Consider the following 25402-nt stretch of genomic DNA (forward strand, 5'->3'; position numbering starts at 1 on the left):
ACGTTGGTCGTGAGCGTGCGTGGGCGCTTAATTAATTATTTTGCATTTAAGACGGGTCGTATTGCTAAATGAGCTGGTTACAAACGGAGCCGCCCCTTACAGTCGCCGGTGGCGGGCTGCCGGTTAGTTTTTTTTGTTGGGGATGACGAAACACGCAGATTTTAAATAGAGTTTTTGTGGAAAATCGGAGCGGTTGTTCAGTCGTTAGTTCGGAGCAATCGACAGGTTAATTGAACCATTCTGTCGACATCCCTGTTTTTGCCAGCGGCTCGTGGTGCTGTTGTTCAGGCAGTTGCCACGAGCCGCTGTTAATTCCCCTAAAAACCCGCCATTGATGTTAATTGAGCATAGAGGGCACTAAGCAGAATAATTGTCAGCCAGGCAATTGTTTTACTGATGGAATGAATCACGATACCGCTCCAAATATTGATAGAGTGACAGTTCTGTTAATCTTTTCCCGTATGGCAGCTGTAGCAACCACAATCTGAATCTCCATTGCCCGTTTCGCATTTGCCGTAATCCCAACGCAGCATATCCGGGTATGGGGAGCCGTGTGCGCGGTGGCAGGAAATACAATTGACAATATCGGTACCGGGTTCAACCACCGAAGAATTGCGTTGGCCAGCTAAGTCAGGTTTAGCAATTGGCGCCATGGGATCGTAAGTGTTGTAGCTGGCATATTCCCCTTCGTCCGGCAGTAGGACATCGGAGGGGTGACGAATCCAAGCACCGCCGGCCTCCATGCCTGATCCATCAATTTGGTAGGCAGGATGATGAAATGCGCCATGGCAACCGGTGCAGAATTGACCGATCGCATAATCCTGGAGATAACTCATATGGCTTTTGGAGTATCGATTAGTTGTACCGAAATAACCATTATGGGCACTTTCCGAGGGATTCTGTTCCCAGTTTGGTTCTTCGATACCCATGACACCGTTGGTTGAGGTATTACCAGTGAGGATTGGCAGCATAAGATCGCCAAGAAAACGGTACCAACCACCGGTCATCGAGACCACCTCGGCAGAATCGTCAGCATGATGTTTGGCGAGGTGACATCCTTGGCAGCCACTTTCCGCTGTCGCCAGTGTCATATGGCAGTTCGCACATTCTGGATCTGAACTGGCGCCGCGGACAGTCCGCCCTGGGGCTTCGGTAAGTACGGTATCCGGTTTGGTGACGAAAACATTATGGCCGTTGGCCTGGTCCTGGTCTACCCAGTAAAAGTTTCCCCCCGCGAGTGCGGCATTCGTACCGCCTTCGGGTGGATATTGCAGTCCGCCTCCCGGATTGTAAACTATGGGCACCCGCGAGTTCCCCAGGTCGACAATGGTTTCTGTGCTAGCCGCATTGGTGTGACAACCAACACAGTCGGATTTGAGTAACGACCCAAGCGGGCCGGTCGCGCCGCTGTAGCTAAGATTGAAGGTCATCGTCTGACCGTCCTGGCTGTTGTGCATGGTGTGGCAGTTGACACAATCACCAGTGACCGACGCCAAGGCCTGGCCGAGAAAGATACTTGAATTAAAAGTGTAAAGCAAATGGTCAGGGTGTTTCTCATTTGTTCGCCTCCTGATTAAGGCCGTGCGGTCGACATGGGGTCAGCAGCACGGCCTATTTTATCAATTCACTTCACATTTGAAATTAATAGCAAGATTCTTGATTTGACGCAGGCTACGGGGGGGTAGCGCCATCTTTGGCAGTGTGGCAGGTAAAACAGCCGCATTTGGCATTAGCGCCCGCGTTGGTATTGCATTCGTTAGCATAGTCCCAGCGCAGCATGTCCGGGTTAGGGGACCCATGGGCGCGGTGACAGCTGATGCAGTTGACCAGGTTTCGGCTGTTGTCGATCACCTCAAAATTGGCGTCACTGGCAGTAACATTGAGGACACCTACCGGAGTTAAGGGACTGTAGGTATCAAAATCTGAATATTCTCCAGTATCCGGAATCAGGACATCTGCCGGATGGCGAATCCAGGCACCTGAGGTATCTGTCATTCCGTCGCCGTTGCCATAGGGAGTATGAAACTTCCCGTGGCAGCCGACACAAATCTGGCCGATCGCTCCCTGGCTGAGACCAGGGCCGACTCCACCATTACCATAATTCACGGCACCCTGATAAACATTGTGATCATTCGAGCCAACGGTCTGCTCCCAGTCATCATCTTCAATACCGACTACGCCGCGTGATGTGATCATCTGATCATAACGAGCCCGTTCCATGGTCGAACCGAGAAAGCGGTACCAACCTTCTGCTTGTCCGACGACGGTATTAGTGCCGTTGGCGTGATGCCTTGGAACATGACAGGCTTCACAGCCGCCGTTAGTGACCCCCCAGCCGAACCGGTTATCTCGGGGGGGGTCCGTGAGGTCATAGTGGCACGGAAAACATAGAGTGACGCTGTCCATGGAACCAGGTGGATAGAAGCCTATCGAAGCGTCGTCGGACGAAATACCAGCAACATTGTGACCATACCCGTCACCGGAACTTTCGACCCAGAAGAAATTGCCACCCGCCAGCGGCAGGGTGGGTTCAGAATGATTGTAGACGATCGGAACCTTGGTGGTGCCGATGGTAACGATCGTGTCGCTGCCTGAGTTTGAGTGGCAACCAACGCAACCGGAAACCAGCAAGTTGACTTGAGAGGCGGTACTGTCCCCGCCGGTAAGGTTCGTATCATCCCAGCCAGCACCGGTTCCTGAATGGGCGACTGCGCTGCCGTCCTGACTGTTGTGCATGGTGTGGCAGTTGACGCAGTCGCCGGTTACCGCCGCTAAAACCGGACCGAGAACAAGACATTGAAATAAAAGTGCAAAGCAAATTGTCAGGGTATTTTTCAATTTTCGCCTCCAGATAACGCTCACGGTGATGATATTTGATTAGGTTCGCGAGCTGTAGCAACACTTCACATTACATTTTAACTTCATCATTTTCGGTGCTGGTTATGGGGTCGTCTCACCATCTTTGGCTGTGTGGCAGGTAAAACAGCCGCAGTCGGTGTTGACTGTATTAGTATTGCAGCCAGTGGCGTAATCCCAACGCAGCATATCCGGGTAGTTACTGGCGTGCGAGGCGTGACAGGACAGGCAGATTACCACGTCGCTACCACGGTTAACTGTGCTGCTTGCCATATCTGGAACAACTTGGCGGGCAACTGGTACATTGACGTCGTAGTTTTCGTACCCACTGTATTCGCCTTCGTTCGGCAAAATAATATCGGTCGGGTGGCGGATAAAGGGTGATGACGCACTTGCTCCGATGCCACCTCTCGTATTATTCATCGTTTCGAGGGTGTGAAAGCGTCCGTGACAGCTGGCGCAAAACTGACTGATGGTGCCATCTTGAGATTTAAGGCCGACAGGTCCGTGCATATCGTGGCAGGTGGTGCAGTTGTAGGCAGCTGGTGATGTAACGCCAAAGTACTCATTGTGGTCACTGTCGCTTTTTGTATACTGCCAGTCATTATCTTCCAGACCCCTGACGCCATATAGGAAGCGATAGCTGTCACTGACAAAACGCGGCGCTGCCAGTTTGCCGTCAACGTTGGCGTGGTGAGCTCCGTTAATTCCTACCGCTGGTCCACCCATCCGATAGCCGTGGCAACCGTTGGTGCCCGCGCAGGTTAGTTCGGCGGTTGAAACTGTGTCGGTGTGAAACTCTCCTGGCGGGTCAGTGAGGAAATCATCCTCCCCCGTCAGCGCAGCTATATTGTGCCCCTTGGTATCAGAGGCCCCCAATCCTTTTGCGCCAGTGATAAAGGCAAAATTACCGCCAGCCAGATCGGTTGCTTCGGTATGCATGACTTGAGGAATATTGTCGACTCCGACTGATATCAGCGCCTGGTTTTTCATCTGAGCGTGACAGCCGAAACAGGTCCCTCTGAGCAGCGCCTCATTCGGTTCCTCCGAAGCATCAAAATTCATGCTGGCGCCGTCTTGGCTGTTATGCATGGTGTGACAGCCTGAACAGCTGCCCTTGATGCTTGCACTTGCGGGTAGACTCCAGAAAAGTAGGAGGAATGTTAGAGTTAACAATTTTTTCATTGTTCAGCGCCTCTCGTTGGTTGTGTGCACCGCAAACGTTAAAAAAATCAAGTGGCAGTCTTAAAAGCTATCTAGCAGGTGTGGCTGTTCACCTTAAGGAACACCATCCTTCGATGTATGACAGCTGAAGCAGCCGCAGGCACTATTGGTCCCCCCGTTGGCGTTACACTCATTTGCGTAATCCCAGCGCAGCATGTCGGGGTAATCGCTGGCGTGCGCAACATGGCAGGACATGCAGGTAACGGAATCAGTGTAGGGGTTGACCCAGTCAGCGCTTTCCTCGGGGACAACGGGACGGGCAACAGGAGCGTTGATATCGTAGTCCGTGATGCGAGCGTATTCATCACCAGGGCCTTGCGAGAGGGCCAGATCGGTCGGGTGGCGGATAAAGGGTGAGGATGCATTGGCCCCAATACCGCTAGAAGTGGAGGTCTGGATGGTATGGAAGTTGCCGTGGCAGGTGGCACAGTACTGGCTCATGGTGCCATCGGGAGGGCTGACACCGAGCCCGGTATGGCAGGATGTGGCGTTTGAACAGCCCAGTTTGATCGGTGTCGTCGTGCCGAAGTACTCGTTGTGGTCATCTTTTGAACGGGTGTACTGCCAGTCGGAATCTTCCAGGCCCTTGACCCCGGTCAAAAAGCGGTAGCTGTTGCTGGCCTTGTTGGCAACGTACAGCTGTCCGTCAGCATTCGCATGATGCGCGCCGTTAATTCCGACTGCGGGGCCCGAGAGCCGATAGCCGTGACAGCCGTTGGTGCCGGCGCAGGTGAGTAGTGAGGTGTTGACAATAAAACTCTGGTGCCCAGATTGAACAATTCCGCCTGGTAGGGCAGTCAGGGTCGCATCTGCACCAGTCAGTTCGGTGATGTTGTGCCCCTTGCCATCAGAAGCGCCAGAGCCTTTTGCGCCGGTAATAAAGGCGAAGTTACCGCCGGCCAAGTCGTTTGCTTCGGTGTGCATGACCTGTGGAATCTTATCGCTGCCAACGGTGACTAAGGCCTGGGTTCCGCCCTGGGCATGGCAGCCTAGGCAGGTCCCTCTGAGTAAGGCGTCGTTAGGAGTCTCCGAAGCGTCAAAATTCATGCTGGCACCGTCTTGGCTGTTATGCATGGTGTGACAACCAGAACAGCTGCCTTTGATGCTGGCACTAGCGGGCAAGGCGAAAAAGAGAATAAAGAAAGAGATAAGAACCAGAGTTATGTTTTTTGCTGGAGTTTTTCGGGAAAACTGGGTTTTCATTTCTTGGCCCCTCCTGGGTTTGTCAGTACGGCAGACAATCAACCTTGTTGTGGCTATTCCACTGTGGCAGTGGTGAAGCATCCTGCTGTCGTCTTCGGGCAAACATGTAAACGAAGATCCCACCGGTGATATGATTCAACGAGTGGGATCTTCATGCAGGTCAACTTATTGAGATTAGTCGCCGTCTTTGGCTGTGTGGCAGGTGAAGCAACCGCAGTTGGCGTTCACTGAGTTGGTCATGCAATCGTTGGCATAATCCCAGCGCAGCATGTCGGGGTAATCGCTGGCGTGGGCAACGTGACAAGACATACAGTTGACGGCGTCAATGGTGGGACTGACTGTGTCGCTGCTGAAATCTGGGACAGTGGTACGGGCAACTGGCACGTTGACATCGTAGGCCGTGTAGAAACTGTACTCATCGCCGGGATTTTGCGACATGACCAGATCTGTTGGGTGGCGGATAAACGGAGATGACGCGTTGGAACCGATGCCGCTGGACGCGTTGGTCTGGATGGTATGGAAGTTTCCGTGACAGGTAGCACAGTACTGGCTCATGGTCCCGTCAGGAGATTGGATGCCAAGTCCGACACTGCCGCCGTGGCAACTGACTACAGCGCCGCCCGAGCAGCCGAGTTGAACCGGTTCGGTCATGCCGAAATATTCGTTATGATCGCTGCTTGACCGGGTGTATTGCCAGTCGTTGTCTTCTAGCCCTTTGACACCGGTCAAAAAGCGGTAGCTGTTGCCGATACTGTCAGGTGCATCCAGCTTTCCATCGGTGTTGGCGTGATGGGCACCTTCGATTCCTACAGGAATACCAGCAGGGAGGCCACTTGTGGTCCACCACCGAGCACCATGGCAGCCGTTGGTTCCGGCACACGTCAGGTTGGAGGTGTTGACGATTGAAGTTTCGTGAAAGGATTGCTGGATTCCGCCTGGCAAGGCTCCAATGGTACCATCCGATCCGGTTAATGCGGCAATATTGTGCCCCTTACCATCAGAGGCGCCGGAACCCTTTGCTCCAGTGATGAAGGCAAAGTTTCCGCCCGCCAGGTCGGTGGTCTCGGTATGGAAGACTTGCGGAATCATATCAGCGCCAGCAGCAACCAGAGCCGATCCTCCGCCCTGGGCATGGCAGCCGAGGCAGGTGCCTCTAAGCAGCGAGGTATTTGCTGTTTCAGAGGCGTCAAAATTCATGCTGGAGCCATCTTGGCTATTATGCATGGTGTGACAACCTGAACAGCTGCCTTTGATGCTGGCGCTGGCCGGCAGTGCCGAGATAAGTAGAAGGAGGAAGAGTGTGCCCAGGCAGTTGAGCTTTTTAACAACGGGGAAGTTAGCTTTTTTTGCCATAGTCATTTCGCCTCTCAGTATTTAAAATGCCGCACAGCTGGATGTAGCTTTATCCTCAGCGTGCGAGTTTACGGTTCTTAAACTCTGTATATTTGGAGGAGAGCAATCCGTGGCAGGATGAATGCTGTCCTCAATTAAAAATCACATCTTGATACAATAAGAATACTAGGGAGAGTTTCTGTTTAATGCAATATAGTTTTAGTCGTGTAAGCTCTGCAAGTTGCTGGAATACCGAGTGATTGCTTGTTTGGCCTGCTTGTGCTGGTTTGTCTTGCCGGGATTGGTTTGGTTGGGAGTTTGGCCATATCGCGGAGTTTTGTGGATTTACCGATAAAAGCTGGTGGTTTTTTCACTGCTCGACTTGTGATTTAACTAAATCGATTTATAAGCAATTATTACCACTGCTTACATTAGTCTTCCCCCATATTTAAAATATAATGTTGAGCATTGCTAATATCCGCCTCCTGGGCATGAGGTGAATATAACCAAAAAGGCAATAGATGCCGAGGGGAAATTGTTTATAATGTTAAGAAGGGTAATGGCCGATTTTGTGCCCCTCTTTGCTTGGATCGATGAAAATGCACATGCCGCTTGCTGTCTTCTGGCAGCCCCTGAATTTCATTGCTCATTTGTTACGAGGGCTCAACAGGGGAGAAGAATCATTAGGTATCTCATCATAATTTTCGTGCTGCTTGTTACTTCAACTGCGACGGCTCAAACAGGTTCATCTATTTATGTTCTGAGTGATTCGGAAACCAGTATTTCCTACGGTGGTTTTCAGTATGCGATGGAGAACAGTCAAGATCATCAGGTTGTCGATTGGTTGACTCCTGCGACCGGTTTGAACGGGACGACCGTTGCGATTAAAACTTATCGAAGCGCATCTGGACAGTATTGTCGTGAATATCTGGCAACGATTCAATTCGGGGCGGCAGTTCAGCAATATTACGGCACAGCTTGCCGACAGTCTGATGCAAGTTGGAAGGTTGCTGAAGAACGAATTAGTTGAAAGACAAAATCCGCAGTTGAAATTCGCCGTTGTAAACAAATCCAGACAGCACAACTGTTCGCACGCCCAATCCAGAAACTTGAAGACTGTGCGAGGCCCTCAGCGACATCAGCATTTTCACAGCGATCGCTTTCATGAACAATTGCGACAGATTGAGAAGGGCGGACAACCTGCTCCGAAGTTGAGACAAATGGAGAAACGGCATCCCTCAAAATTATTGAAGCTGGTTGCTAATTAGCTGGTCAAAAATGTGCTGGACAGTTCGTTCTAAGCTGGCAGACTATCGGGGTAACTCTATAATCCCTTGCCATGAATAGTTTGGGGGATTTGCTCACTCACTGGTGTGGCGTGTGATTGTCGTTTGTGCTAACGTTCTTTTGTCCTCATATGAGGTTATGAGCGATTCATTTCATTGAAGTGCCAATAGGTGGGGAAGAAGCTAAGGAATGTCGAATGTATAAAGTAGTCGTGCATCCCGGTAGCGCGCATAAAGATGACTTTCTGTCAGTGTGCGTGCTGCTTTCTGTCCTCGATGTTGATACGGTTTATCGCCGTGAGGCGACCGAAAAAGATCTCGCCGACCCGTTAACTTACGTTGTTGATGTCGGTATGGAATATGAGAAGGACAGGCACAATTTTGACCACCATCAGGATCGTTCCCTGCCTTGCGCCTTTCATCTGGTCATGAAGTATCTCGGTCATCATGAAAGTGCCAAGTCGATGTTTGGTTGGTATGCCCATATGAGTATGATGGACGTGCGTGGGCCGTATAAGACTGCTGAGCACCTTGGTGTCGATACCAGTGTCCTGTTTGCAGCCTCATCACCGATTGACGGTTATGTTCTGTCCCGTTTCTCCGAGCTTAAAGCATTGCGAAAAGGGGATATGTTCTATGTTCTGTTGCGAGAATTGGGGCAGGATCTGATCGCCATGATCGGTCGTAAAATGGAACGGCTTGAGCGATTGAAGGCTGAAGCGCAGGTTGTTCCGGTAGGGCACTTGAAGGCCATTGTCAGCACTATCGGCGATGATCCAAAGCTCTCGATGGAAAGATATTTAAGTTTTCTTAATGACGATAGCATTGCCATGAGTATTACCCCCTCGGTGCGTGGTGCCGGCTGGGAGATGTTGCGGCTCGGGGATAATTTAAATGTTGATTTTCGCGCTGTAGCCGATAATCCGCAGATACGCTTTGTACATGCTAACGGTTTTGTGGCGAAAACGCAGACGCTTTTGCCGTTGGCTGATGCACTGGCGTTGGCGACTCAGGCTGTCTCTGTCTCGAGTGTTTTTGCCATTTGAAGCAAAAGTTGTTTCTGCCTGTCTGCAGAGGATTTTTCTTTTTGACGGTTGATGAGGCCTCCATCCTTGCCGGATGGAGGCCTTGCTGTTTCAGTCGATACCGACAAACAGTTTGATGTACTGCAATCGCTCGTAATCGGCTGGGGTTTTGCTTTGAATCTGGCTGAGTTGACCACGGAAATCGCAGAGTTTTTCGTAGTTGTGTTCTTCCATCCAGCCTTGCATCTCTTCGAGGATCTTGCCGATTTGTTCAACACCATTGAGATAAAGGGTTGAGCAGAGCTGAGTCACTTTCGCACCCGCCAGGATGGCTTTAACGGCATCGCGGCCAGTGTGGATTCCGGTACTGCCGGCCAGGTCGCAGGGAATTTTCCCGGCCAATAGCGACAGCCAGCGCAGGCTGTAGTGAATCTCCTGCGGGGTGCTGAAGGGGTTGCCATGCACCAGTTCCCGTTGGTCGATATCGATATCGAATTTATAAAACCGGTTAAACAGCACCAGTCCGTCGGCTCCGTGCCAGGTTGTCTTGCCGACTTCTTTGTTTTGACCGAACCAGCCGACGCTGTAGGCGGGGGCTTCGACACGGTCTCGGGTTAAACGATCGGCAAAGTTGGCAAAAGAGGTGAAGTGGGGACCGACCTTTATCGCCACCGGTATCTTAACCCTGGTTTTAACCGCATGGAGAATGCGGAGGTGCAAATCGACGATTGTCGGTCCCTCTTGACTGGCCAGGGTCGGCATCAGGCCGACATTCAACTCGATCGCATCGGCGCCGGCTTTTTCAAGTTGGCAGGCGTAATCAGCCCAGCGTTCGGTCGAAATGCAGTTGAGGCTGGCAATGATCGGCACATCAACCGCCTCTTTGGCGTCACTGATCAGCTGTAAATAATCTTTTGGCCCCAGGTCCATGCCGTAGCCCTGGATATACTGATAGGCCTCGCCATGACCGGAATAATCGTCTGCGTGTTGGGTCAGGGTTGCAGTCTCGGCAGCAATCTGTTCTTCGAACAATGATTTTAAGACGATCGCTCCGGCCCCGGCGGCCGCGCAACTGCGAACACCGTCGAGGGTTCTGGTGAGCCCGCTGCTCGCAACCACCAGTGGGTTGCGTAGTGGGATCCCCATGTAGCTGGTTGATAGGTCTGTCATTGAGTCCTCCTTTTTCTAACTAGCTAAACTTATAGCATCTATTCTAACAGAGAAAGCGATCAGTCCAAAGACACTGTTGATTTAGAAACTGCTATGATTGGAAACATGAGAAAACTTCACACCTTTGATTTATGGGCAAGTCCCCAGGCCAGCATGTTTAAGGACATGCTGCAGCAAGAGGGGATTCAATGCTTGCTGAAGAACGATCGGCTCTCCGCCGCGATCGGGGAAATTCCCTTTACTGAATGTTTTCCCGAGCTGTGGATCCTCGACGATGAAATCTATCCTCGTGCCCGGCTGTTGCTTGATGGCTGGCTGGCACGGGATACCGACTCCGCTGGTGAGCCTTGGAGCTGTCCTGCCTGCGGCGAGCACTCAGCCGCACATTTTGCCGTTTGTTGGAACTGTTTCTGGCAGCGCGATTAAACGATCATTGTTGCTGGCCCCTCTTTCGTTCCGCTCTTATCTTCCCGCGTTTATTGCGCTGGACAGAAAGACTTGACCGCCACGGTCGCATTTAACTAGGATGTGCACTTCATCCTCAAACATAGGTAAGGAGAAGAATAGAATCTTATGAAAATTGTCATCGATAAAAATAAATGCTGCGGCAGCGGGGAATGTATTAAGGCCTGTCCAGAAAAAGCCATCAGCATCGTTGACGGGACTGCCGTTCTTGATGAATCAAAGTGTGATTTTGATGGGATCTGTATCCCTGCGTGTCCTTATAGCGCCATCAGTTTTGAAGAAGGCGAATTATAGGTGGCTGCGTTTTCTAGGCCGATGAGTTCAGCGGCTGACTGAGCGACGTTTGCGACCGAACTGTTTTGCATGGAAACAGTTCGGTTTTCCACTTTTTAGGGCCATATGCTGAAAAAGAACATCGATCTAAAAAATCAGCTGGTAAAAAGAATCAAAATTCCCCTGCCTATTTATCGGCTCGCATTGTTTCCCTGATAGTTTCCATCCGCGAAGAAAACAAAACATTTCGAATACTTAAGATTGAGAAGGGGGCACGCCTGAACTCATTTGATGGTTGTCTTTTGGTTGGTGTTCGCTATTTGGTTTGTGCTCATGGTAAACCATTGTTTTGTCAGGGATATCTGTGGTTAAAGGGGTTGACTTGACCGGCGACTGTGATACATATATAAAAATATAACATAAAAGGTATTCGCGCTTTTTTACCGGTGTTTAGCCGAAATAATGGTTAGGAAAGGAGTTTTAACAATGGAAGCACATCAGCACAATCAAGCTGTTCCCTGTCGTTGCGGTGGCCAGGCCAAGATCTTCGGTCCAAGCGGATATGCACCTGCCAGTCATTGGGGAATCTACTGCTCGGAGAATGAGTGTGAGAAAATGGCCTCGGGAAATACGGTTGAAGAGGCGATTGAAATGTGGAATGAAGAACAGATGTTTGCCATTTATTGAGCGGGGGATATCTTTTATTCTGCTTTATAGAGAAAGAGGCGGCCAAGTATGGTCGCCTTTTCTTTTTTGTTTTTGTTTCTCCTTCTCCTTCCGGCGCCCACTAAAAAGTGTTATTATCAACAGGTTGTGAATTATCTAAATCCCCCGTTAAAACAAACTGAACTCTAACCGACAAAGTTGCTATGAAAAGCGAAAAAAAATCCACTGAAGCCATCCAGCTAAAAGATTACAAAACTCCCGCTTATCTGGTTGAACAGCTTTTCTTGAGTTTTGACTTGCAGGATTCGGCGACCCGCGTTCGTTCCAGTGCCAAGCTGTACCGTAACCCCGATCGGAACTCTCAATCGGAGCCGTTAAGGTTGGATGGTGAGAGTATGCAATTGCTCGGCGTCAAGATCGATGGCCGACTCCTGACCGAGAGGGACTACCTGCTTGATAGCGAGAGCCTGACAATTGCCGATGTCCCGGAGCAGTTTACCCTGGAAGTCGAGACCCAGATTGATCCGGCCGGAAATACCTCCCTCGACGGCCTTTACCTCTCCAACGGGAACTTCTGCACCCAGTGTGAGGCGCATGGCTTTCGCAAAATTACCTACTATCCGGACCGGCCCGATGTCATGACCCGTTTTCGGGTGCGTATCGAAGCCGAGCAAAAATACCCGGTACTACTGAGTAATGGCAATTTGGTCAATCAGGGGCAACTGGGAGGCGACAGACACTTCGCCGAGTGGGAAGATCCTTTCCCTAAACCGAGCTACCTGTTCGCCCTGGTGGCCGGTACCCTGGTTTGTCTAGAGGATCATTACACCACGTCCTCCGGGCGCGATGTGTTGCTGCAGATTTATGTCGAAGAGCGTAATAGCGATTATTGCGACCACGCCATGCTGTCGTTGAAGAAATCGATGCAGTGGGATGAAGATGTCTTTGGTCTGGAATACGACCTCGACCGTTACATGATTGTCGCTGTCGACGATTTCAACATGGGAGCGATGGAAAACAAAGGCTTGAACGTCTTCAATTCCAAGTATGTTCTGGCTCATCCGGATACTGCTACCGATATCGACTACCTCGGAGTGGAAGCGGTCATCGGCCACGAATATTTTCATAACTGGACCGGTAACCGGGTCACTTGTCGTGACTGGTTTCAACTCAGCCTCAAAGAAGGGTTGACGGTTTTTCGCGATCAGCAGTTTTCTGCCGATATGAACTCGGCAGCGGTCAAGCGGATCGATGATGTCCGTATCCTGCGTCAACACCAGTTTCCTGAGGATGCCGGTCCGATGGCGCACCCGGTGCGGCCAGCTGCTTATGTCGAGATCAACAATTTTTATACGACCACTGTTTATAACAAGGGCGCCGAAGTGATCCGCATGCTGCGCACCCTGCTTGGCGAAGAGAACTTCATCGCCGGAGTGCAGCTGTATCTGCAACGCCACGATGGGCAGGCGGTGACCTGCGACGACTTTGTCAAGGCGATGGAGGATGCCGGGCAGATCGATCTGCGTCAGTTCAAGCTCTGGTATTCCCAGGCGGGCACGCCGCTGGTGTTAATCCGCAAAAGATACGATGCGCAGCAGCAATCGTTGACCTTGGAACTGCTGCAGAATTGTGCGGCGACTCCAGGGCAGGAGCAAAAACAGCCGTTCCATATCCCGTTGGCGGTTGGCCTGCTCGATGCTGATGGCAACGACATCCCCCTGCAACTGGTCGGTGAAGAGTCAGCTGGCGCCACCACGCGCATTCTGGATTTGACCCAGTCGCGACAGGAATTCACTTTTGTCGGCCTGCCGGCAGAGCCGTTGATTTCGCCGTTGCGCGGGTTCTCTGCGCCGGTGCGGATCAAATGTGATTTTAGTGATGACGAACTGGCTTTCCGCATGGCGCATGACAGTGATGCGTTCAATCGCTGGGAAGCCGGACAAACCTTGGCGGTCAAAGAAATGCTGCGGATGCTCGGAGATCTGGAACAGGGGATCCAATTTGCCCTGTCGCCAAAGTTTGTCACTGCTTGGCGTCATGCTCTCGATGACCGCAGCGTTGATCCCAGTCTGTTGACCCAGCTGTTGACTCTGCCGAGCGAGCAGTACCTGTCTGAACAGTTGACAGAAGTCAACCCGCAGGCCATCCGCGCCGTGCGTGATCGGGCACGTTGGCAGTTAGGTAGTGATTGTCAAGGACGCTTGCTGGAACGCTACCATGAAGGTTCGGCGCATGATGAATACCTCCTTGATCCGACCTCCGTCGGTCAGCGCAGTCTGCGTAATTTCTGCCTTTCCCTGCTGATGGAACTGCATGAGCAGAGAATCACCGATCTGTGTTTGCAGCAGTATCGGCAGGCAAATAATATGACCGACCGATTAGCGGCCTTTTCGGCGCTGCTCGACAATCCCGCCCCTGAGCGCGGACAGGTTGTGACCGATTTTTTCAGCCAATGGCAAGATCATCCGCTGGTGATCGATAAGTGGTTCACCCTGCAGGCGTTGTCGCATCGGCCTGAGGCCTTCGACGACGTTGAAGAATTACTGCAGCACCCGGCTTTTTCGTTGAAAAATCCGAATCGAGTGCGTTCGTTGCTGGGTGCCTTCAGTCAGAATCTGGCATCTTTCCATCGCGCCGATGGTGCGGGCTACTGTTTGCTGGCTGAGCAGATTTTGCTGCTTGATCAGCGCAACCCGCAGGTCGCTGCTCGGATGGCCGGACCCTTTACCCGTTGGCAGAAGCTGGAACCGCAGCGGCGGGCGTTGATGAAGGCAGAGCTTGAGCGGATGCAGACCGCCAAACTGTCCAAGGATTTATACGAGATTGTCACCAAAAGCCTTCAGTAGGGAGATTGACGTTGCAAGATATAACTATTATCGGCTGTGGCGACATCGGTTGCCGGGTCGGGAAAATTCTGCTCGAACGTGGCCACCGGGTGCAGGTTACGGCCAAGACCGAGGAGAGCGCGACTAAGCTGCAAACCCTGGGCTTTACGACTCTGGTTGGTCATTTTGATTATCAGGAAGATACCCCGGATATTCCGGTGAATGGGCAGCAGGTTTATTTTCTGATGCCGCCTCAAGGCGGAGGGAAAAGCGACTATCGGGTCCTTAATTTCTGTCGCAAACTGTCCGCGGAGAATGTTCCGGCAAAGATTATTTACATCAGCACCAGTGGTGTTTATGGCGATTGTGGCGGTGCGGTTGTCACTGAGGAAACTCCGATCAATCCGCAGACCACCCGTGCCATGCGTCGTGCCAGTGCCGAAAGCCAGTTGCAGGAACAGTCCGAAAAGCTCGGTTTTGAGTTGGTCATCCTGCGGGTTACGGGGATTTACGGGCCGGGGCGGCTTCCGGTTTCGCGGATCATGCAGGGGCACCCGGTGTTAATTCCGGAGGATGCTTCTTACACCAATCGGATTCATGCACTGGATCTGGTGCAAATCTGCCTGGTGGCGATGGAAGAGGGCGAACATGGCGATATCTATAATATCTGTGATGGTCAGCAGAGTAGCATGACCGATTACTTTTTGGCTGTGGCCGACCTCTACGAATTACCGCGGCCAAAGCAGATCAGTATGGCTGAAGCGGAAAAAGAGATGAATCCGCTGATGCTCTCATATCAGAAAGAATCGCGGCGGATGTCGAATCAGAAAATGCGGGAGAAACTGGGGATAACACTTCTTTATCCGACCCTGGAAGACGGGCTTAAGGTTTGTCGGGAGGAACAATGATTGGTGGTGTAGCCTCTGCGGCCGTCAAACCGGTGGCAAGCTTTACCCGTGGTTTCAGCTATCCGTTACGGGCGGTAAAATTTCTCAGTAAAAAGCCAGGCATGCTCAAGTACCTCGCTATCCCATTTACGATCAATCTGTTGATCTTTACCCTCTCGGTCTATTTCGGTCTCGATCTGTTTGAGGGCTTACTGGAAACCTATGCTCCCAGTACCGAAGTCTGGTACGGGGCCATCCTTTACTATCTGGCCTGGACAGTGGCTATGTTGCTGACCGCTGTGGTGGTGTTCTTCTCTTTTACCGTTATCGGCAATCTGATCGCGTCACCTTTTAACGAACTGCTCTCTGAGCATGCCGAAGCCTTAAAGGTCGGCCGTAAACCGGATGAGCGGTTCAGCGTCGGTCGTTTTTGGAAAGAAGGAAAGCATGCGCTTATCGTTGAGATCAAGAAGCTGTCGGTCTTTATCTTCTGCATGTTGATCCTACTTGCGATCAACTTCGTGCCGGGGATCGGCTCCTTGATCTATGCGGTACTGGCGCCAATTTTTACGTTGTTTTTTCTGGTGGTCGAATATATGGCCTTTGTGTTGATGAGAAAGCAGCTGACCTTTACCGAGCAACGGCGCTATATCAGTCAAAAGCCGGTGCTGATGACCGGTTTTGCCTGTGGGGTTTTCTGTTTGCTGGCGATCCCTTTTGTGCAGTTTTTCTGCATCCCGCTTGCGGTGGTTGGTGCGACACTGCTCTGGTGTGATTTTCCGCGCGAGGATAAGGTCGATGTTTAGACCTGCTTTGTGGGTTTTTGTGAGTGTTTTTTTCAGCGCTCAGTTGTTCCTTTCTCCGACTATCGTGTCGGCTCGTACTTCCGTTGATGATAATAATCTGGCGGTCAAGTTTTTGGAGAAGGGACGCTTTCTCGAAGCTGTCGAGTTGCTGAAAAAATCCCATGCAGTTGCACCCTATGATCAGGTCATTCGGCAGAATCTGGTGATCAGTTATCAGGCTGCTGGTCAGGCGTATGTGCGCCAGAGTCGTTATGCTGAACTGGCTGAGTTGATGCTCGAAGCTCAAGAGTTTGACGACATGCAACGCGGTTTCTGGAGTATGCGTGGTTTTGCCTTGTTGCGTTTAAAGCAATATTATGCGGCAGAAACCGATCTTCAGGAGGCGCGGGCGATGGGGGATCCGGACGCGACGATTCTGTCTCTTTTGGGCGAGCTTTACTACGATACCGACCGTATGTACGAAGCGTTTGATGCCTTTGAAAGTGCCCAGTTACATGACTCTGACAATCCCAATATTGCCCGAATGTTGGAAAAGGTGCGTCGCGAACTAGCCGTCGAAAAGGATATGGATAAGGAATATGGCGGACATTTTGTTATCACTTTTGATGGTGACCAGAATGATGACCTTGGCCGCGAAGTCCTTGACGTCTTGGATGAGGCCTATAACTGGCTCGGTTCGCAACTGGATCATTATCCGGACGAGCGGGTCACGGTTATTCTTTATTCACGCAAGCAGTTCAGTGCTCTGACCAATTCTCCAGAGTGGGCTGGTGGGCTTTACGATGGCAAAATCCGACTGCCGGTTGGTGGCATTTCGTCGGTTAATGCTGCGGTGAAGTCGCTGCTCTATCATGAATATACGCATGTGGCACTTCGTGATATTGCGGGAACGAATTTGCCTTATTGGTTGAATGAGGGGCTGGCGGAGGTCGGGGAGGCACATATCGTTCAGCCTGAACTTGACGTCTTGGCTTTGGCGCGTGATCAGTTGAAGTTGTTTCGTCTTGCGTCTCTGGAAGGACCTTTCAGGGGGTTACAGGGACTGCAGGTGTCATTGGCTTATCAGCAGAGCTACTCGGTGGTTCGTTACCTGATTGATGAGTACGGTTGGCATCATGTCCGGGATTTGGTTTTTGCCTTTGAAAACAGCAGCTCTATCGAGCAAGCGATCGAAATGACTCTGGGGGGCTATGGTTTGACCTACCGGAGCTTGGAAGAAAGTTGGCGGGAGTCGGGTTGATTTTAGTTTTTCGGTGAGGGTTCCTTTGTAGGAGCAACCTTTTCAGTCGCCTCCATCGGTTCGGAGCGAATCAGTTCAATTTCCTCTTCAAGCAGCACCGCTGCCTGCTTCAGTCCGACAAGCTTTTCCAGTAAGCGGGCAATGTCCTTGCTGGCTAGCAAGTCTTTTTGTCCCGCTTGGTACTGATTATCCACCGTTTTGCCGAGTTCAGCTTGGAGCTTCTCGATTTTTTTGTGAATGGCTCCCAGATCGATTTTCTTCTGCACTACCTGTTTGTACTGGTTGGCGTGAAACGATGCTGTATTGAAAACGTTGCGGGTAGTTTTTAGTAATTGTTCGGTTCTTTTCCTGTCTTGGGACATGTGAGCTCCTGTGTCAGTCTGATCATACGTTATAAAAAACTATAGCAGCTTGTTGAATGAAGAATAGTTTTTCCGCCAATTTATCACGACTGATTGGCGAAAGTTGGCGGTTGCCGTTACGGCTGTTCTGAGCTAAACTATTCAATTATTTTGACGCTGTTGTTGAGCGTCCTGCTTTTGCAACCATTGTCCTACCGTTATCGGGAGTTTTCAGCACCATGAATGAACCTGGGAAAACTAAATTTCAGATCGATCTGCGCCGCCATCTTCGTGAACAGGATATCGATGATAACCTGATCCATCTGATTTGCGAAATTGCGGAAGCCTCAAAATACATTATCCACTCGATCCGTACGGGTGATTTGGGGGTGGCCGGTACCTCTAATCTTTACGGCGAGCAGCAACTGGCACTCGATGTTCTTGCCGATCGGATTTTGCGTAAGCGGCTGGATCATTCACGTGTGGTTGCCAACATCATGTCAGAAGAGATGGATGAGATTATCCCGATTTCGCCCGATTGGGAAGGTAAGTATTCGGTCGCTTTTGATCCACTTGACGGTTCATCACTGGTTGACGTCAATTTGGCGGTCGGAACGATTGTCTCCATTTTTGAAGGCTGCGATCTGTTGCAACCGGGTCGTAATCAGGTAGCAGCGCTTTATGTTCTGTACGGCCCGCGGACGACCCTGGTTTACAGTGTCGGCAAGGGTGTTCACGAGTTCGGCATGAATACCCTGATGGAATATAATCTTCAGCAGGAAAATATTTCGATTCAACCCAGAGGAAACCTCTATTCTCCGGGCGGTCAGCGTAACCAGTACACACCGGGAACCGAAGCTTTTACTACCCATCTGGAAAAGCGGGGCGTCAAACTGCGCTACAGTGGCGGTTTTGTCCCTGACATCAATCAAATACTGCTCAAGGGGGAGGGGGTTTTCTTTTACCCGCATTTGAAAAATCTTCCGCAGGGGAAATTACGGCTTCTGTTTGAGCTTAGCCCGATGGCCTACCTGGTTGAGCAAGCAGGTGGTGCCGCATCAAACGGTCATCAGCGGATTCTTGATCTGCAGCCGGAACAGATTCATGAGCGGGCTCCAGTCTTTATTGGCTGTAAAGAGGACGTTGCTTTGGCTGAAGAATTTATCGCTAAGATGGACGTTGAGCAGCCGGCCGTTACCGAAAAGAAACCGCGTAGAAAAACTACGACCAGTTAACCTCTATCTGAAAACAGGGTGATCGATGTTCCGTTGGGTATTGCTGCTTCTGCTGGTCTGGTTTGGCTCTTCTGCATCAGCAGTCGCCGGAGAAGTTTCTCAGCGCGACTGGATGGAGCAGTTGATTGACAGCCTTGGTTGGGGCTATGGCCTGCCGGATGATCCTGTTGCCAAGGATTATATTGCGCTGCTCTCTGGAGAGCGTAATCTTCATGTTGAAGTTGAGGGTAATACTCGTCGTTCTGATCTGGTCGCCGTCAAGTCATTGACTAACTACGGTCAGTTCAGTGGTTCTGGATGGGTGAGTGCTGGCCGCGAACCGGTTCAACTTCACCTGGATGTTCTGGTGCAACGTAATGGGCGCTACCGGGTTTCTGCCGCGACGCGTTTGTCGGGAGTCAGCTTAACATTGGCCGGGCAGGAATTCACCGCTTCGGCCAGCGAGAATTTGACCTACCAAGAGTTGGGAGAGGTCAACCTTGTTGCCGGACAGACCGAAATAGTTGTTTCTTTACCTGCTAATGCAGGGATCGATTATTTACGCTTGAGTGCCTCGCCTTTGCCTGCGATTGCGCCAATAAACGGTTGGCAACCCGATCTTCCGTTGGCAACGGAAGACTTGGCGTTAACGATGCTACAGTCCCTTGGTTTGTTGGTGACCTTGCCCGAGGCAGGTCAGGTCCGCAAGGTTGAGGCAGAATCTGCTGCGCTACAGAATGGAGTCAGTTTGACGCGTGAGGGTCATTTGGGCGCACCGAGCGGCAATCGCTGGGTCCGTGCCGGACATCTTCCGAGCAAGCTGCAATTGCCCCTTAATGTACAGCAGGCCGGATGTTACCAACTGACTTTACGTGGTAGCAGTGCTGCGCCGGTGAAGGTCGTGCTGCCAGGGATTTTGGAGACGCAGGTCGATTTCGGTGAGGCTTTGACCAGTCATTCCCTCGGTCGTTACTGCTTGCCACAGGGAGAGGTGCAGTTTGAATTTGGATTGCCGCCTTGGGCTGGGATTGACAGTTTGGAATTGCATGTTCTTGATATCAGGCAACCGATAGTGACGCGTTTACTCGGGTTGTCACCTCGCCAAAGAGGTGTCGAGAGAGAGGTGGCCAATGACTTGTTGCAGTTGTTGTCCAGCTTGACTCATTAGTTGAGTTTTCTTTAACCGATTCAGCCTGTGCCGGGGGGGACATGCCGCTGATTCCTGTTTTGTTGGCTGCGACCGTCGCCGGTTCGCTGCTGGCGCCATTCTATTCATTAGCTCAAACCTCAGGTTGGGTGTCGTTCTGCGGCAGCTTATTGCTGGCACTTTGCTGCCGGCAGCGTCCTGCTCCCTTTCTCATTGCCTGTCTGCTGGCGTTTTTTTTGCTGGCTAATCTGCGATATCCTTTACAATTTCGAGTTGATAGTGCTGTCGATCAAATAGATCAACGCGCCCGCAAGGTGACTGTGACGGCAGATCTGATAAGTGTTCGGCCGCTTGTCGGCGAACGAAGTCAGCTGGATCTGCAGATTGTGGCATTGGCAGATGGAGGCGAAGCAATTGACGTGTCGACGCCTTTTCTGCTGCGCCTCTACCTTGGGTCAGAGGTGTCCAAGCTGTTGCCGGGTGATCGTTTGCGTTTTAAGACCCGTTTGCGAAGACCGCGCTTGTTCGGTACTCCGGGTGAATTTCACTGGCCCCGCTATCTGGCTAGTCAGGATATTGCCATGACTGGTTGGTTGCAGAGTACCGATGATATTTCTGTCGTCAGTAGCAGGGATACGTATCCGTCGCGTTTTATCGCCGCTTGGAAACACCGAGCTGCAGATGCCATTGATGCTGCGCTCGAAGATCGGCGGGGCGTGTTGGTCAGGGCGTTGGTGCTTGGCGAAGCGCGTATGTTGCCGGATGCGCTGCGTGATACGCTGGCCCAAGCAGGGATCAGCCATCTCTTTGCTATCTCTGGTCTGCATTTAGGCTTGCTGGCGATGCTAGGCTATCGATTGTTGTTGGTCTTTTATCGTCGTTCTGCGACCTTGCTCAATTGGCAACCGCCACAGCGGGTTTTGCCCTTGCTTTTGCTGCCGGTGCTGCTCGGCTATTTATTGTTGACCGGCGACGCTGTTTCCACTCGCCGGGCTTTTTGTCTTGCTGTGCTGGGCGTCGGTTTATGTCTCTGGCGTTATAACGTGAATCCGTTACGCCTTTTGATGTCGTTGGCGCTGCTGTTTCTGTTATGCAATCCGTTGTTACTCTGGCAGCCTGCCTGGCAACTTTCTTTTGCCGGGGCAGCGGGGATTTTGCTCTGGCGACCGCTGTGGCAGGGCAGGGTAGCAACCTTTCCGCTGCTGATTCGTGGGCCGCTGCAATTATTAATCGTCCCCCTGGCGGCGACTTTGGCAACTCTGCCTTTTGTTCTTGCCAGCTTTCACCTGTTCGCACCGGCGGGTGTGCTGGCAAATTTGCTTGCGGTGCCAATCGTCGCTTTCCTGGCTTTGCCGGCGGGGCTTTTCAGTCTGGTTTTTTTGGATCTGCCGCTGATTGGGGATCTGTTTCTCTCTTGCAGCGGTTTTCTTCTTGAAATGACTGTATATTTAGTTGAACGGTTGTTGTCTTTTTCGGGTTTTTCTGGTCATTACCTGTTTTTGTCTCGCTGGCAGTATCTTGCCGTTGGTTTGTTGCTGTTGCCGGTTGTTTTGGCGGTTCAACCGGCCAGCAAAAAACACAGGCAATATTTTTCTGTTGTCTGCTTGCTCATGGCGTTGTTCTGCTTCTTTATGCCGGTATTTGGAGCAGGTGGTTTATCCTTATATATGTTCAGCGTTGGTCAGGGGGAATCTCTGTTGTTAACCGATGCTGCGCATCGGGCGGTGTTAATCGATGGAGGGGGGCTTTATAGCGACCGCTTTGATGTCGGAGAACGGCTGCTGGCCCCGGCGCTGGGGGAATTGGGAGTGCAGCGTTTGTCCGCGGTACTACTGACTCATGATCATCCCGATCATCGGAAAGGGCTTATCTTTATTCTCCGACAGTTCCCGGTCGATGAATTCTGGTCCGGGATTGAATTTGCCGATTTACATCCGACGTTGCAGCAGGTGTTATCAGAAAAATCGATACCCGTGCGCAGGTTGCCAACCGGTTGGAGCGATGTTGATCCTCGCAAGCACGACTCAATAAAGCTGTTTCGGGGAGTGGAGCAAGGGGATAAAAATGATGATTCACTGGTGCTTTATCTGCCTGCTCAGGGTGGAGGATTGCTGCTGACCGGGGATTTAGAGAAGAAAGGTGTTGATGGGTTGCTGGCTGCAGGCTTGCCAGGACCGGTTTCTGTACTGAAATTGCCGCATCACGGCAGTAGGCACTCGGAGGCTGAACGGTTGATTGGACGTTTGCAACCCGAGTTGTGCCTCGCTTCCGCCGGTTTTCAGAACCGTTATGGTTTCCCGGCCCGGCAGTTAGTGACATATTTGGATAGAAAGTTTATTCCCCTGTACCGAACTGATATAATGGGAACAGTAAGAGTCCGTTATCTTGCCGATCAATGGCGGGTTGCTCGTTGGCAAAACGGGCTTTTCCATTGACAGCCGCTAGAGAAGGCTGATAAATAAGTCACTATTATTATAGGGAGCTTATGGTTTTGAGCCAATCAACTATTCTTGTTGTAGATGACGAATTGTTTTTTCGGAGCCTCTATCGTGAACTGCTGGCCGACGAAGGGTATCGGGTCGATGTCTGCGAGAATGGTGATGATGCGATAATCCGAATGCAGCAAGCTCCGGTTGATCTTGTTTTGACTGATATGGTTATGCCTGGAAAATGTGGCTTGGAAGTTCTGCGAGCCGCCCGTTTGCTCCCTAATCCCCCCGAAGTTGTTTTAGTGACCGGTTATGCCAGTGTCGAGTCTGCCATCCAGGCGCTTAAAAGCGGCGCCCGCGATTATCTGGTCAAACCTTTCAATCCGGATGAACTGAAACATCTGGTTCGTTCCTGTCTTGATCAGCGCCGTCTGCTGGCTGAAAACGAACACCTCAAATCTCAAATCCAACTGTTTCAGACCGGCCAGTCGCTCTCTTCGTTGATCGATTTGGACCGCTTGGTTCCGCAGGCTCTTGATGCCTTGCTGCGTGAAACAGGAGCGGCCAGCGGCTTCGGTTTTACCATTAAGGGTGGCTTGGAGTTGCGGGTGTCAGTGTTGAGGAATATGCGCGATGATATCGCGGCACTTTTGCTCGACCAGATTCTGCCGCAGATCAACGTCTCTGCTGATGCTGCTTTTCTGAAAAAACTATCTTTTCAGCCGTCCCCAGCTTTGCCGTTTGAGGCTGACCAACTTTGGTGGTTGCCTTTAGGGGACAATGATGAGTTGAAGGGTGGTTTGGTTGTTGTAAATGCGCCCATCGTTATTCCACAAAAGGTTGCGCAACCCGATTTGCATTATCTCTGTGAGCAGATAATCCTTGGCTATGAAAATGCTTGCCGCTTTCAGGATGCTCAGGAGTTAATGTATACCGATGATCTGACTGGTCTGTATAATCATCGGTACATGCAGGTTGCCATGGAGCAGGAAATCCGCCGCTCACAGCGCTATGGTTTACAGTTTTCCCTGTTATTTTTAGATCTTGATCGTTTCAAGGAGGTTAACGACCAGCATGGTCACTTGGCGGGCAGCGCAGCGTTGCAAGAAGTGGGAGCGTTGCTACGCCAGTGTGTCCGGGACGTTGATACTCTGTTTCGTTTCGGTGGTGATGAATTTTCAGCCATGCTGGTGGAGACGGATGGTCGGACGGCGCGGATAGTTGCTGAGCGGATTCGCAAGACCGTTGATGAACATGTCTTTTTGGTTGATAGGGGAATCCCGTCACATTTAACCATTACCGCCGGGTATGCAACATTTCCTTCCGATGCCGTTGAGAGGGATGCCCTGCTCGATCTCGCAGATCGAGCTATGTATGCCGGTAAGGTGACCCGCAATGTGGTTCGTGGTATCGAGAGTATCCCACCGGAGTAGGTTTTTTGTCGGCACTCTGATTCAGCGAGCCCGCTGGCTTTTGGTTCTCTCCATTTCGAGGTTTTAAGACTGCCTATTCTCTTCCCGTAAAAAAATGCACTGATTATTTCAACCGGCCCTTTCCGTCTGCGCAAAAATAGGGTATCTTCTCCTGCTTGCGTACAAATTTATACCGATGCGCCATATTTACCGTGTGAATCGGGAAAAAGGATTGAGTTTTGAGTATTACAGCAATTAAGGGAATGAATGATATTCTGCCGGGCGAAATCGAAACCTGGCAGTTTTTGGAAGCAACTGCACGGCAAGTGTTCGGCACTTACGGATTTTCCGAGATCCGTACTCCGGCGGTGGAAAAGACAGAACTGTTTTGTCGTTCTATCGGTGAAACCACCGATATCGTTGAGAAAGAGATGTACACTTTTGACGATAAAAGTGACAACTCTCTGACTCTGCGCCCTGAGGGGACGGCACCGGTGATGCGTTCCTTTATTCAGAACCGTCTGCACAACCTTGATCCGGTAAGCAAACTCTATTATATGGGGCCGATGTTCCGCTACGAGCGGCCGCAAAAAGGTCGCTATCGGCAGTTTCATCAGATCGGCGCTGAAGTGCTCGGTGTTGAAGATCCGAAGATTGACGCTCAGGTTCTGGCGATGCTGCATCACTATTTCTGCCAGGTCGGTATCGACGCGGTGTCGCTGCAGGTAAACTCCCTCGGTTGTCCCGATTGTCGCCCTGCCTATCGACAGCAGTTGATCGATTATCTGGATCAGCGGCTCGAAAAATTGTGTGCTGATTGTCAGCGGCGCTATCAAACCAATCCCCTGCGAGTTCTGGATTGTAAAGCCACCGGATGCAAAGAGGCGACCGGTGATGCCCCGTCGATGCTCGATCATCTTTGCGCTGGCTGTAACGAGCATTTTGCTGCGGTTAAAAAGCATCTGAATGCGTTGCATATTCCTTTTGAGGTGAACGCGCGGATGGTGCGTGGACTCGATTATTATGTGCGCACAACCTTTGAGATGGTCACTGATCAGCTTGGTTCGCAAAATGCTGTCGCGGCAGGTGGTCGTTATGACGGTCTGGTAGAAAGTCTTGGTGGTCCCGCTCTGCCGGGGATCGGCTTTGCCATCGGTGCTGAACGCCTGGTCCTGATGAAGGGCGAGGATCGAATTTCCCCCGCTGTTCCGCAGTTGTTTATTGCCGCTATGGGAGCTGATGCAGCCGACCAGGCATTTGTATTGATGTCTAAATTGCAGCATGCCGGTATTCGCACCGAGATGGATTATCAGGGGCGGAGCCTGAAGGCGCAAATGCGTCGGGCCAATAAACTTCATGCTGTTTATACCTTGATTCTTGGGGACGATGAGCTGCAGTCTGGTCAGGTGCAACTAAAGAACATGACTGATAGTAGCCAGACCACGGTTGCTCTTGAGAGTCTGGCTCAGGTTCTGACTGAGAAGCTTATCGCCGAAAAAGAACAAATTTAACTTTAACTCTGCTGTCGCTTCTGCTTGACCAGTAGAGAAACTGATTCTTATAATCAAAGTTTGGCCGATCATGAAATTAATTTGGCTTGT

21 protein-coding genes are annotated in these 25402 nt (G+C 51.2%); 14 read left to right on the plus strand and 7 right to left on the minus strand.

Going from position 1 to position 25402, the window contains the following annotated elements:
• Positions 1 to 446 precede the first annotated feature (446 nt).
• From ACZ5PT_RS12130 to ACZ5PT_RS12150, 5 genes are all read right to left on the minus strand, one after another.
• Positions 447 to 1538: a cytochrome c3 family protein gene (locus tag ACZ5PT_RS12130; RefSeq protein WP_464263298.1), complete on the minus strand. Its 1092-nt coding sequence runs from the start codon at positions 1536 to 1538 to the stop codon at positions 447 to 449.
• Positions 1539 to 1671: 133 nt separating this feature from the next.
• Positions 1672 to 2838: a cytochrome c3 family protein gene (locus ACZ5PT_RS12135; RefSeq protein ID WP_464263299.1), complete on the minus strand. Its 1167-nt coding sequence runs from the start codon at positions 2836 to 2838 to the stop codon at positions 1672 to 1674.
• Positions 2839 to 2940: 102 nt separating this feature from the next.
• Positions 2941 to 3948, minus strand: a complete 1008-nt coding sequence (locus ACZ5PT_RS12140) for a cytochrome c3 family protein (protein ID WP_464263300.1) — start codon at positions 3946 to 3948, stop codon at positions 2941 to 2943.
• Positions 3949 to 4134: 186 nt separating this feature from the next.
• Positions 4135 to 5283 carry a cytochrome c3 family protein gene (locus ACZ5PT_RS12145; protein WP_464263301.1) on the minus strand — a complete coding sequence of 383 codons (1149 nt, stop codon included), beginning with the start codon at positions 5281 to 5283 and terminating at the stop codon, positions 4135 to 4137.
• A gap of 174 nt (positions 5284 to 5457) precedes the next feature.
• Positions 5458 to 6636: a cytochrome c3 family protein gene (locus ACZ5PT_RS12150; protein ID WP_464263302.1), complete on the minus strand. Its 1179-nt coding sequence runs from the start codon at positions 6634 to 6636 to the stop codon at positions 5458 to 5460.
• A gap of 538 nt (positions 6637 to 7174) precedes the next feature.
• On the opposite strand from ACZ5PT_RS12150, the gene ACZ5PT_RS12155 reads away from it, so the two are divergent.
• A complete protein-coding gene (locus tag ACZ5PT_RS12155; protein ID WP_464263303.1) occupies positions 7175 to 7645 on the plus strand; it encodes an RT0821/Lpp0805 family surface protein in 471 nt (156 codons plus the stop codon).
• 453 nt (positions 7646 to 8098) lie between these two features.
• Positions 8099 to 8947 (plus strand): MYG1 family protein, encoded by an 849-nt coding sequence (locus ACZ5PT_RS12160; protein ID WP_464263304.1) that lies wholly within the window; start codon positions 8099 to 8101, stop codon positions 8945 to 8947.
• A gap of 90 nt (positions 8948 to 9037) precedes the next feature.
• Here ACZ5PT_RS12160 and ACZ5PT_RS12165 read toward each other — a convergent pair whose 3' ends face one another.
• A complete protein-coding gene (locus ACZ5PT_RS12165; protein WP_464263305.1) occupies positions 9038 to 10096 on the minus strand; it encodes a dihydroorotate dehydrogenase-like protein in 1059 nt (352 codons plus the stop codon).
• A 105-nt stretch (positions 10097 to 10201) separates the two neighbouring features.
• Here ACZ5PT_RS12165 and ACZ5PT_RS12170 point away from each other — a divergent pair, with 105 nt between their 5' ends.
• The 7 genes from ACZ5PT_RS12170 (at position 10202) to ACZ5PT_RS12200 (ending at position 17258) form a co-directional block, all read left to right on the plus strand.
• Positions 10202 to 10522, plus strand: coding sequence for a putative signal transducing protein (locus ACZ5PT_RS12170; protein WP_464263306.1), 321 nt, complete (start codon positions 10202 to 10204; stop codon positions 10520 to 10522).
• Positions 10523 to 10669: 147 nt separating this feature from the next.
• Positions 10670 to 10855 (plus strand): 4Fe-4S binding protein, encoded by a 186-nt coding sequence (locus ACZ5PT_RS12175; protein WP_464263307.1) that lies wholly within the window; start codon positions 10670 to 10672, stop codon positions 10853 to 10855.
• A gap of 465 nt (positions 10856 to 11320) precedes the next feature.
• Positions 11321 to 11521, plus strand: a complete 201-nt coding sequence (locus ACZ5PT_RS12180) for a hypothetical protein (protein ID WP_464263308.1) — start codon at positions 11321 to 11323, stop codon at positions 11519 to 11521.
• Between the two features lie 182 nt (positions 11522 to 11703).
• On the plus strand, positions 11704 to 14346 hold the full coding sequence (pepN, locus tag ACZ5PT_RS12185) for an aminopeptidase N (protein WP_464263309.1): 2643 nt from the start codon (positions 11704 to 11706) through the stop codon (positions 14344 to 14346).
• An 11-nt stretch (positions 14347 to 14357) separates the two neighbouring features.
• Complete coding sequence (locus ACZ5PT_RS12190) at positions 14358 to 15233, plus strand: SDR family oxidoreductase (RefSeq protein WP_464263310.1); 876 nt, start codon at positions 14358 to 14360, stop codon at positions 15231 to 15233.
• Positions 15230 to 16018, plus strand: a complete 789-nt coding sequence (locus ACZ5PT_RS12195; protein WP_464263311.1) for an EI24 domain-containing protein — start codon at positions 15230 to 15232, stop codon at positions 16016 to 16018. Before ACZ5PT_RS12190 ends, ACZ5PT_RS12195 begins: the two co-directional genes overlap by 4 nt.
• Entirely contained in the window at positions 16011 to 17258 is a 1248-nt protein-coding gene (locus ACZ5PT_RS12200) for a peptidase MA family metallohydrolase (RefSeq protein ID WP_464263312.1), read from the plus strand. The genes ACZ5PT_RS12195 and ACZ5PT_RS12200 overlap by 8 nt, the downstream gene beginning before the upstream one ends.
• A 2-nt stretch (positions 17259 to 17260) precedes the next feature.
• Here ACZ5PT_RS12200 and ACZ5PT_RS12205 read toward each other — a convergent pair whose 3' ends face one another.
• Positions 17261 to 17620, minus strand: a complete 360-nt coding sequence (locus ACZ5PT_RS12205) for a hypothetical protein (RefSeq protein ID WP_464263313.1) — start codon at positions 17618 to 17620, stop codon at positions 17261 to 17263.
• 218 nt (positions 17621 to 17838) lie between these two features.
• Here ACZ5PT_RS12205 and ACZ5PT_RS12210 point away from each other — a divergent pair, with 218 nt between their 5' ends.
• The 5 genes from ACZ5PT_RS12210 to hisS all read left to right on the plus strand — a co-directional run bounded on the left by ACZ5PT_RS12210 (position 17839) and on the right by hisS (position 25312).
• Complete coding sequence (locus tag ACZ5PT_RS12210) at positions 17839 to 18834, plus strand: class 1 fructose-bisphosphatase (protein WP_464263314.1); 996 nt, start codon at positions 17839 to 17841, stop codon at positions 18832 to 18834.
• A 25-nt stretch (positions 18835 to 18859) separates the two neighbouring features.
• Positions 18860 to 19981, plus strand: coding sequence for a hypothetical protein (locus ACZ5PT_RS12215; protein WP_464263315.1), 1122 nt, complete (start codon positions 18860 to 18862; stop codon positions 19979 to 19981).
• A 41-nt stretch (positions 19982 to 20022) separates the two neighbouring features.
• Complete coding sequence (locus ACZ5PT_RS12220) at positions 20023 to 22395, plus strand: DNA internalization-related competence protein ComEC/Rec2 (protein WP_464263316.1); 2373 nt, start codon at positions 20023 to 20025, stop codon at positions 22393 to 22395.
• A gap of 56 nt (positions 22396 to 22451) precedes the next feature.
• A complete protein-coding gene (locus ACZ5PT_RS12225) occupies positions 22452 to 23822 on the plus strand; it encodes a GGDEF domain-containing response regulator (protein ID WP_464263317.1) in 1371 nt (456 codons plus the stop codon).
• Between the two features lie 242 nt (positions 23823 to 24064).
• Positions 24065 to 25312, plus strand: coding sequence for a histidine--tRNA ligase (gene hisS, locus ACZ5PT_RS12230; RefSeq protein WP_464266735.1), 1248 nt, complete (start codon positions 24065 to 24067; stop codon positions 25310 to 25312).
• Positions 25313 to 25402 lie beyond the last annotated feature (90 nt).

The sequence above is a fragment of the Desulfuromusa ferrireducens genome (assembly GCF_055389805.1).

Bases quoted from the DNA above. Each gene is read 5' to 3' on its own strand.
- ACZ5PT_RS12140 (WP_464263300.1), bottom strand. From the start codon at position 3,948: ATGCATAACAGCCAAGACGGCGCCAGCATGAATTTTGATGCTTCGGAG.
- ACZ5PT_RS12145 (WP_464263301.1), bottom strand. From the start codon at position 5,283: ATGAAAACCCAGTTTTCCCGAAAAACTCCAGCAAAAAACATAACTCTG.
- ACZ5PT_RS12150 (WP_464263302.1), bottom strand. From the start codon at position 6,636: ATGGCAAAAAAAGCTAACTTCCCCGTTGTTAAAAAGCTCAACTGCCTG.
- ACZ5PT_RS12155 (WP_464263303.1), top strand. From the start codon at position 7,175: ATGGCCGATTTTGTGCCCCTCTTTGCTTGGATCGATGAAAATGCACAT.
- ACZ5PT_RS12160 (WP_464263304.1), top strand. From the start codon at position 8,099: ATGTATAAAGTAGTCGTGCATCCCGGTAGCGCGCATAAAGATGACTTT.
- ACZ5PT_RS12165 (WP_464263305.1), bottom strand. From the start codon at position 10,096: ATGACAGACCTATCAACCAGCTACATGGGGATCCCACTACGCAACCCA.
- ACZ5PT_RS12170 (WP_464263306.1), top strand. From the start codon at position 10,202: ATGAGAAAACTTCACACCTTTGATTTATGGGCAAGTCCCCAGGCCAGC.
- ACZ5PT_RS12175 (WP_464263307.1), top strand. From the start codon at position 10,670: ATGAAAATTGTCATCGATAAAAATAAATGCTGCGGCAGCGGGGAATGT.
- ACZ5PT_RS12180 (WP_464263308.1), top strand. From the start codon at position 11,321: ATGGAAGCACATCAGCACAATCAAGCTGTTCCCTGTCGTTGCGGTGGC.
- pepN (WP_464263309.1), top strand. From the start codon at position 11,704: ATGAAAAGCGAAAAAAAATCCACTGAAGCCATCCAGCTAAAAGATTAC.
- ACZ5PT_RS12195 (WP_464263311.1), top strand. From the start codon at position 15,230: ATGATTGGTGGTGTAGCCTCTGCGGCCGTCAAACCGGTGGCAAGCTTT.
- ACZ5PT_RS12200 (WP_464263312.1), top strand. From the start codon at position 16,011: ATGTTTAGACCTGCTTTGTGGGTTTTTGTGAGTGTTTTTTTCAGCGCT.
- ACZ5PT_RS12205 (WP_464263313.1), bottom strand. From the start codon at position 17,620: ATGTCCCAAGACAGGAAAAGAACCGAACAATTACTAAAAACTACCCGC.
- ACZ5PT_RS12210 (WP_464263314.1), top strand. From the start codon at position 17,839: ATGAATGAACCTGGGAAAACTAAATTTCAGATCGATCTGCGCCGCCAT.
- ACZ5PT_RS12215 (WP_464263315.1), top strand. From the start codon at position 18,860: ATGTTCCGTTGGGTATTGCTGCTTCTGCTGGTCTGGTTTGGCTCTTCT.
- ACZ5PT_RS12220 (WP_464263316.1), top strand. From the start codon at position 20,023: ATGCCGCTGATTCCTGTTTTGTTGGCTGCGACCGTCGCCGGTTCGCTG.
- hisS (WP_464266735.1), top strand. From the start codon at position 24,065: ATGAATGATATTCTGCCGGGCGAAATCGAAACCTGGCAGTTTTTGGAA.